The sequence below is a fragment of the Actinoplanes sp. NPDC048791 genome, assembly GCF_040650095.1.
Classification (GTDB): domain Bacteria; phylum Actinomycetota; class Actinomycetes; order Mycobacteriales; family Micromonosporaceae; genus Actinoplanes.
The window spans coordinates 1-7177 of the sequence record NZ_JBEZGQ010000401.1; the positions used below are offsets into that span (position 1 = coordinate 1).

9 protein-coding genes and 2 pseudogenes are annotated in these 7177 nt (G+C 71.6%); 4 read left to right on the forward strand and 7 right to left on the reverse strand.

Features of this window, described 5'->3' with window-relative positions:
- Together AB0C29_RS25815 and egtD are read left to right on the forward strand one after the other, a co-directional pair.
- A pseudogene (locus AB0C29_RS25815) lies at positions 1-312 on the forward strand (ergothioneine biosynthesis protein EgtC); the annotation flags it as partial.
- Positions 309-1274, forward strand: a complete 966-nt coding sequence (gene egtD / locus AB0C29_RS25820) for an L-histidine N(alpha)-methyltransferase (protein WP_360824948.1) — start codon at positions 309-311, stop codon at positions 1272-1274. The pseudogene AB0C29_RS25815 and the gene egtD, both read left to right, overlap by 4 nt.
- Positions 1275-1276: 2 nt before the next feature.
- Here the strand turns inward: egtD and AB0C29_RS25825 are convergent, their stop codons facing one another.
- Together AB0C29_RS25825 and AB0C29_RS25830 are read right to left on the reverse strand one after the other, a co-directional pair.
- On the reverse strand, positions 1277-2023 hold the full coding sequence (locus AB0C29_RS25825) for an SDR family oxidoreductase (RefSeq protein ID WP_360824951.1): 747 nt from the start codon (positions 2021-2023) through the stop codon (positions 1277-1279).
- 24 nt (positions 2024-2047) lie between these two features.
- Positions 2048-3010: an RNA polymerase subunit sigma-70 gene (locus AB0C29_RS25830; RefSeq protein WP_360824954.1), complete on the reverse strand. Its 963-nt coding sequence runs from the start codon at positions 3008-3010 to the stop codon at positions 2048-2050.
- Positions 3011-3129: 119 nt separating this feature from the next.
- Here AB0C29_RS25830 and AB0C29_RS25835 point away from each other — a divergent pair, with 119 nt between their 5' ends.
- Positions 3130-3312, forward strand: a complete 183-nt coding sequence (locus AB0C29_RS25835; protein WP_360824957.1) for a hypothetical protein — start codon at positions 3130-3132, stop codon at positions 3310-3312.
- 32 nt (positions 3313-3344) lie between these two features.
- Positions 3345-4166, forward strand: coding sequence for a tetratricopeptide repeat protein (locus tag AB0C29_RS25840; protein ID WP_360824961.1), 822 nt, complete (start codon positions 3345-3347; stop codon positions 4164-4166).
- A 72-nt stretch (positions 4167-4238) separates the two neighbouring features.
- Here AB0C29_RS25840 and AB0C29_RS25845 read toward each other — a convergent pair whose 3' ends face one another.
- The 5 genes and pseudogenes from AB0C29_RS25845 to AB0C29_RS25865 form a co-directional block, all read right to left on the reverse strand.
- Complete coding sequence (locus AB0C29_RS25845) at positions 4239-5192, reverse strand: ABC transporter substrate-binding protein (RefSeq protein WP_360824964.1); 954 nt, start codon at positions 5190-5192, stop codon at positions 4239-4241.
- Positions 5193-5221: 29 nt separating this feature from the next.
- Entirely contained in the window at positions 5222-5827 is a 606-nt protein-coding gene (locus tag AB0C29_RS25850) for an ATP/GTP-binding protein (RefSeq protein WP_360547038.1), read from the reverse strand.
- Complete coding sequence (locus AB0C29_RS25855) at positions 5808-6212, reverse strand: DUF742 domain-containing protein (RefSeq protein ID WP_360824967.1); 405 nt, start codon at positions 6210-6212, stop codon at positions 5808-5810. The genes AB0C29_RS25850 and AB0C29_RS25855 overlap by 20 nt, the downstream gene beginning before the upstream one ends.
- A gap of 32 nt (positions 6213-6244) precedes the next feature.
- Complete coding sequence (locus tag AB0C29_RS25860; RefSeq protein ID WP_125804641.1) at positions 6245-6670, reverse strand: roadblock/LC7 domain-containing protein; 426 nt, start codon at positions 6668-6670, stop codon at positions 6245-6247.
- 45 nt (positions 6671-6715) lie between these two features.
- Positions 6716-7177, reverse strand: a pseudogene (locus AB0C29_RS25865) (hypothetical protein); the annotation flags it as partial.

Here is a 7177-nt window from a genome sequence, read left to right on the forward strand (position 1 = left end):
GCGGCGCTGCTCTGGGCGCTGGTCCGCGACCGGCTGCGGTCCGGGGTGCCGGCCCCGCGGGCGCTGGCCGAGACGGTCGTCGAGGTCTCGACGGCCGCGCCCGGCTCCCGGCTCAACCTGCTGCTCACCGACGGGCAGCAGATCGTCGCCAGCACCGCCGGCCACGCCCTGTCCGTGCGCACCGGCCCGACATCCGTGCTGGTCAGCTCCGAACCCCTGGATCCCGGCCCGGCCTGGCAAGCCGTGCCGGACGGCAGTCTGCTCGTCGCCACCCCGTCCGGTCTGGACATCACCGTCTTAGGGAGATCATGAGCGCGCTGGAGATCCATCTCGACGATCAGGACCTCGACCGTACGCTGCGCAGCGACGTGGCCGCCGGGCTGACCGCGACCCCGAAGTGGCTGCCCCCGAAATGGTTCTACGACGCCCGGGGCAGCGAGCTGTTCGAGGACATCACCCGGCTGCCCGAGTACTACCCGACCCGTACGGAACGCGCGATCCTTACCGAGCACGCCGCCGCCATCGCCCGCATCACCGAGGCCAAGACCCTGGTCGAGCTGGGCTCGGGCTCCTCGGAGAAGACGGTGCTGCTGCTGGACGCGCTGCTCGCACACGGCACGCTCGGCGCATTCGTCCCGCTCGACGTGTCGGCGTCCGCGCTGGGCGAGGCCGTCGACCGGCTCGCGGTGCGCTACCCCGGGCTGGCGGTCCGCGGCGTCGTCGGTGACCTGACCCGGCACCTGGGCCACATCCCGGACGGCGACAACCGGATGGTGGCGTTCCTCGGCGGCACCATCGGCAACCTGGTCCCGGCCGAACGCGCCGAGTTCCTGTCCCGGCTGCGGGCCGTGCTGCAACCCGGCGAATGGCTGCTGCTCGGCACCGACCTGGTCAAGGACCCGGCGGTCGTGGTGCCCGCCTACGACGACGCGGCCGGGGTCACCGCCGAGTTCAACCGCAACGTGCTGCGGGTGGTCAACCACCGGCTCGGCGCCGACTTCGACGTGGACGCGTTCGCCCACGTCGCGCTCTGGAACGCCGAGCAGGAATGGATCGAGATGCGGCTGCGGGCCGGCTCGGCCCAGCGCGTGCACATCCGCGATCTGGACCTGACCGTGGACTTCGCCGCCGGCGAGGAGCTGCGCACCGAGATCTCGGCGAAGTTCCGCCGGGACGGGCTGTCCGCCGAGCTGGCCGCGGCCGGCTTCGCCCTGCGACACTTCTGGACCGACCCGGCGAACCTCTTCGCGGTGTCCCTGATCCAGGCGGCCTAGCCTTAATCCAGGACGGCGCCGCAGGTCATGTTGAGGGCGGCGCCGGTGATCGTGCGGGCCCAGTCCGAGGCGGCGAAGACCGCCACCTGTCCGACGTCGGAGAGGGTCGCCGTGCGGCCGAGCAGAGTCTGCCCCGTCAGCTCCGCCTCGATCGCCGCGCGACCCTCGAAGGCCGCCGGGATCGCCTCCGGCACGCCGCCGGTCTGCAGGGTGATGACCCGGATCCCGTACGGGCCCAGCTCGGTGGCGAGCTGCCGGCGCATCGCCTCGATCGCCTCGAAACCGGTCACCAGGCCGCCGAGCTGATACCGGCCCGCGGCGGTGCGGTCGCCCGAACCACCGAAGGTCAGGATCACCCCGGCGCGCCGGGGCTTCATGTGTCGGGCGGCGGCCCGGGCGGTCAGGAACTTCGAGCGTACGGAGGTGACGACCGGGCTCAGGTAGTCCTCGACCGGCATGTCGACCATGGCCGTACCCTGCACGTCGCTGTCGGCGATCACGTTGACCGAGATGTCGATCCCGCCGGTGGCCGCGGCTACTTCATCGGCGTGCGCGTCGACCGCGCGCTCGTCCAGGGCGTCGACCTCGGCGATCTCCGCACCGATCGGTCCGGCCACCGCGGCGAGGGTGGCGCGGGTCCGGCCGGCCAGGAAGACCCGGGCGCCCTGGGCCGCGTACGCCCGGGCGATCGCACCGCCGATGGATCCGCCGCCGCCGTAGATGATCGCTGTTCTGCCGTCGAGCATCATGTGTCGTCTCCTTCTCTCTCCCCTCTACAACCCGGGCCGGGCCGCGAACTCATCGGGCAGACCGAATTCGCGGTGCAACCCGTCGGTGAGGAACGAGACCACCTCGGCGATTTCCGTCCCGTCGAGCCGCAGCACATCGAGCCCGGCCCAGACGTACGCCTGCCGTTTCTCGTCCCACAGGTAGGTGCCGAAGGCGAGCTGACCGTTGGCGTGCGCGGGCTGGAAAAGCCACTGGTGTTGCAACGGGCCGGCCAGCAGGAACTCGCGGACAGCTGGCCGGCCGCGGTACCACTCGGGCAGCGGTGGCATCGAGTACGTGGCGTCGTCGGTCAGCAGGGCCACGATCGTGTCGACGTCCGCGGCTTGCCACGCGGACGCGTACCGGTCAGCCAGGTCTTTGATCTTGTCCTCCGGGACCGGATCGCCGGGCGCGGGCCGCCGCTCGGCCAGGGCGGCGCGGGCGCGTTGCAGGCTGCTGTTGACGGCCGCCACGGTGGTGTCGAGCTGGGCCGCGACCTCGGCGGCGGAGAAGCCGAGCACTTCACGCAGCAGCAACGCGGCCCGCTGCGGCCCGGAGAGATGCTGCAGCGCGGCGACGAACGCGAGCCCGATGCTTTCCCGCTGCTCGGCGGTCGCCGCCGGGCCGAGCCGCCGGTCCGGGTACGGCTCCAGCCAGGCCACCTCGGTGAGCGGCGCCCCCGGCCCGAGGTCGGCGGGCAGCTCCCGCCGGGCCCGCTGCTCGATGAGGGTGAGACAACGGTTGGTGGCGATCCGGAAGAGCCACGGCCGCAGAGCACCGGCCCGGAACGTGGACAGCCCGCGCCACGCCCGCACGAGCGACTCCTGCAGGGCGTCCTCGGCGTCGTGCAGCGAGCCGAGCATCCGGTAGCAGTGTGCGAGCAGCTCGGCGCGGTGTCCGCCGACGAGCCGCCCGAAGGCGTCGGCGTCGCCCGAGCGGGCGGCCGCGAGCAGGGCCGTCTGATCCATCCGACCATGGAACCAGAGCCCAACGAGCGAACGGTCGGCCGAGTCGCGCCGAAATAGGTCAGATCTTTTTGGTTCTTTCACCGATCGACCCTGGCGGCGGCCGCCGCGAGACTGGACCGGTGTCGGAATCCTCATGGTACGACCCCGAGCCCGTCCGGCCGCGACACCACGTCCGCCGGCGCGACAAGGTGGAGCTCGCCGTCGCTGTCCTGCTGCTCACCAGCCTGCTCGGCCTGCTCGCCGTCGGCGTGGCCTGCGACCGGCCGGGTTCCCCCAGGCCGGCCCCGAGCCCCTCACCCTGAGCCCGGCCGGTGGTGACCACTATGGTGTGCGCTTGGACACCACCGAGAACGCCGTAGCGCGAGCCAAGCAGCTCGTCGAGTCCGGGCAGTACGCCGCGGCGCTGCCGGTGCTGCGCGCGCACCTCGACGACCATCCCGAGGACGCCCAGGCCTGGCACCGGCTGGCGGGCGCGCTGATCGGCGCGGACGACTGGCCGGCGGCGATCGAGGCCGCCGACCGCGCCCTGGCCATCGAGCCGGACAACGGCATCGCCTACCGCATGCGGGCCGTCGCCGACCTCTCCCTGCAGCGGTGGCCGGACCTGCGGGACGACGCCCGCGAGGCGGTGCGGCTGCGGCCGGACGACGTGGAGGCGCTGACCCTGCTCGCGTTCGGCCTGATCCAGGCGGACCGGGACACCGCGCAGGCCCGGACGCTGCTCCGGCAGGCGCGCAAGCTCGACCCGGAACATCCGGCGGTCCGGCGCCTCGACCAGCACTTCGGCCCGGCCTGGATCCGTCCGCTGCTGCTCGCCGGCCCCGCGTTCGGGGTGGCGGGCTTCGCGCTGCTGGCCGGCCTCCTCGCCTTCAGCCCGAGCCGGACCGGCGAGCTCGAACACCTGGTGTGGACGGCGATCGCCGCTCTGGGCCTGGCGCTGCTGCCGCTGCTCGCGACGATCGGCGGTAAGTACGAGGGGATCGCGCCGCGGCCCCGGGCTGTGATTGCGGCGGCAGTGGCCGGCGCGGTGGCGGCCGGCGTCGGCATGGGGGTCATCGTCGGGCTGGCGGGTCAGGCTCTGGCGGTGGCCGGGGTCGGACTGGTGCTCGCGCTCCTGATCGCGCTGCGACTGCTCGTCCGGCGCCGCGCCACGTAACCAGGGTGGCGGGCGGGACCGTGCGATGGACACTCGGCCACCACGTGATCCCGCCCCTCAGCCGATCGGTGCTCAGCGGGCCGGCAGCCACTCCTGCCAGGTGGCGCGGTTCGCGTCCAGCCAGCGCTTGGCCGCGTCGTCGCGGGACAGCTTCTTGACGGTGATGTCCCGGGCGACCTCGTTCTGGTCGTCGTTGGTCCACCGGAAGTTCTTGATCAGGTCGGCCGCCGGGCTGCCCGAGTCGACGAACGACTTGCGGGCGATCTTGTCGAGGTCGTACGGCTGGTAGTCGCACGCCACCGTCTTGGGGTCGGAGTCACAGCCGGGCTTGTAGATCGGCAGCGGGATGTGCACCAGCTTGATCTCCGACAGCAGCCACTGCGGCGTGTAGAAGTAGCCGATCAGCGGCTTCTTGTCCTTCTCGGCCCGCTGGAACTCCGCGATGAGCGCGTCCTCGCTGCCCGCGTAGACCACCGAGAAGTCCAGCTTCAGGTTCTTGATCAGCGACGCGTCGTTGGTGACGAACGACGGGTCACCACCGAGCAGCTGACCCTTGCCGTCGGACTTGCTCGTCTTGAACTTGTCGGCGTACTTGTTGAGGTTCTTCCACTTCGTGATGTCCGGGTATTCCTTGGCCATCCACGGCGGCACGTACCAGCCGATGACGCCCTTGTTGCCGGTGAGACCCTGCTCGACCGCGACCTTCTTGTCGTCGATGTAGGTCTTCTTGAGGTCGTCGTGACCCCAGTTCTCCAGGATGGCGTCGACCTCGCCGCTGGCCAGGCCCTCCCACGAGGCGTCCTCGGTGAGGTCCTTCTCCACCACCGTGCAGCCCAGCTCCTGCTTGAGCAGGTAGCTCACCACCGCGACGTTGGCGGCGTACCCGACCCAGGGGTTCACCGCGATCGACACGGTGCCGCACGGGGTGCGCTCGACGCCGGGCGGGGCGACGATCGCCTCGGACGAGTTGCCGCAGGCGGTCAGGGCCAGCACGCTCACCAGGGCGGCCGCGGTGCGTGCGCGCATCGTTCTCCGTTTCACAGTCATCAGCGGCTTCACCACGTCGGCACCGGCCGCTCCCGGCTCAGCCGCTTGGCCAGGACCTCCTCGGTCAGGGCGACCAGGATGTGCTTCACCGACTCGCGGTAGCGCGCGTCGCACTCCAGCACCGGCACGCTCGGGTCGATGCCCAGCGCGTCGCGGACCTCCTCGAGGTCGAAGCGCTGCGACTGGTCGAAGGTGTTGACCCCGATCAGGAACGGGATGTCATGCTCCTCGAAGTAGTCGATCGCCGGGAAGCAGTCCTCGATGCGACGGGTGTCCAGCAGCACGATCGCGCCCAGCGCGCCGTCGACCAGGTCGTCCCAGAGGAAGGCGAACCGGTCCTGCCCGGGCGTGCCGAACAGGTAGAGCAGCAGCGCGTCGTCGAGGGTGATGCGGCCGAAGTCGAGGGCCACCGTGGTGGTGGTCTTGCCCGACACCGCCGAGGTGTCGTCGATGCCGATCGACCGCTCGGTCATCTCGGCCTCGGTGACCAGCGGCTCGATCTCCGAGATGGCACCGACGAAGGTGGTCTTGCCGACACCGAAACCGCCACTGATGACGATCTTGACCGCCACCGGCGGCAGCGGCGCCGGCTCACTAGAGCGCCCGAACACGATCCCTGATCCTCTCGATCAATGCGATGGGGAGCTCCCCGAGCTGCTCCTCGATCCGCAGGTAGCCGTCCGTCACCAGGTCGGCGACGATGACCCGGACCACGCCGAGCGGCACCCGCAGAGCCACCGAGAGGTCCGCGATGGACATCGGTGCCTGACACAGTTCGACGATGCGCCGCGACTCGAAGCGCAGCGGAGCCGACAGCGCGGCCGGGGCCGCGTGCAGCAGGGTCTCGATCCGCAGCCCGTCGTGCAGCGGGCGGGTGCGCCCGCCGGTCAGCATGAAGGGGCGGACGACCAGGTCGTCACCCGGTTCCGCGGCCGCGTGGGCCGGCGCGGGCGGGGGCTCCCGATGGGAGGGCACGACCGGCTCCGCGTACGGGATCATGCGAGGGTCCGGCCCCCACTCCCCCCGGTGACTCATCGGGGTAGGTACTGCCGGGACTCGGAGATCAGCGCCGGGGTGAGCAGGGCGCCGAACCTCTCCGCCAACAGGGATATCTCGTAGCCGACGAGACCCACGTCGCTGTCGCCGCCCGCGACGACACCCAGGCAGCTGCCGCCGGCGATGACCGACACCAGCAGGAAGCCTCGCCGCATCTCGATCATGATGAGCTTGAGCCCGTCGAAGTCGTAGCGCCGGGAGGCGCTGCGCGCCACGCTGGCCAGGCTCGACACGATCGCCGCCAGATGGTCGGCCTCGGCCCGGCTCAGCCCGTCGGAGCTGGCGATCAGCAGGCCGTCGGAGGACACCGCGACCGCGTCGCGGACCCCGTCGGTCTGGTGGACGAAGTTGCCCAGCAGCCAGTTGAACTGGTGCCGGTCGGCAGACGTGTCAACGCTCATGGGAACTTCTTTCGGCCTCGTCGCGGGGGTGGGGAGGGGCGGCGGTCATGGTCGGTCGGTGGCGTCGTTGCTGCCGCGCTGCATGCCGCTGCGGAAGGCGGTGAGCCGGGCGCGCACCTCGTCCGGCGAGTCGCTGACGGGGGCGGGCCGCTCGGCCGTCCGGGTGGGGACCGCGCCGGCGGACCGAGCGGGTGCCGACGCTTCCTTGCGGGCCCGCGGTGCTCGCTTCTTCAGGCCGTTCGGGGTGCGGTCGGCCTGGTCCGGCGGTGGCGCGAAGGAGTACATGTCCATGCCGAGCGTCGAGGCGGTCATCGCCTCCTCGTAGCGCGCGGTCGGCGAACCCGCGGCGGCCGGCTGCTGCTGCTCGGCGGGAGACGGCGGCTGACGCCGTACGGCTGGGCTGCCGGGGACGGTGACGTACTCGATCTTGCCGGGCCGGATCCGGCCGTCCGTCGCCGGCGGCGGCGGCGCGGCCGGCGGCAGGGTGAGGACCTGCGTCGCTGCCGG

Coding starts and splice junctions, on each gene's coding strand:
- AB0C29_RS25825 (WP_360824951.1), bottom strand. CDS start 2,023: ATGATGCTCGACGGCAGAACAGCGATCATCTACGGCGGCGGCGGATCC.
- AB0C29_RS25855 (WP_360824967.1), bottom strand. CDS start 6,212: ATGATCCCGTACGCGGAGCCGGTCGTGCCCTCCCATCGGGAGCCCCCG.
- AB0C29_RS25845 (WP_360824964.1), bottom strand. CDS start 5,192: ATGCGCGCACGCACCGCGGCCGCCCTGGTGAGCGTGCTGGCCCTGACC.
- AB0C29_RS25830 (WP_360824954.1), bottom strand. CDS start 3,010: ATGGATCAGACGGCCCTGCTCGCGGCCGCCCGCTCGGGCGACGCCGAC.
- egtD (WP_360824948.1), top strand. CDS start 309: ATGAGCGCGCTGGAGATCCATCTCGACGATCAGGACCTCGACCGTACG.
- AB0C29_RS25860 (WP_125804641.1), bottom strand. CDS start 6,670: ATGAGCGTTGACACGTCTGCCGACCGGCACCAGTTCAACTGGCTGCTG.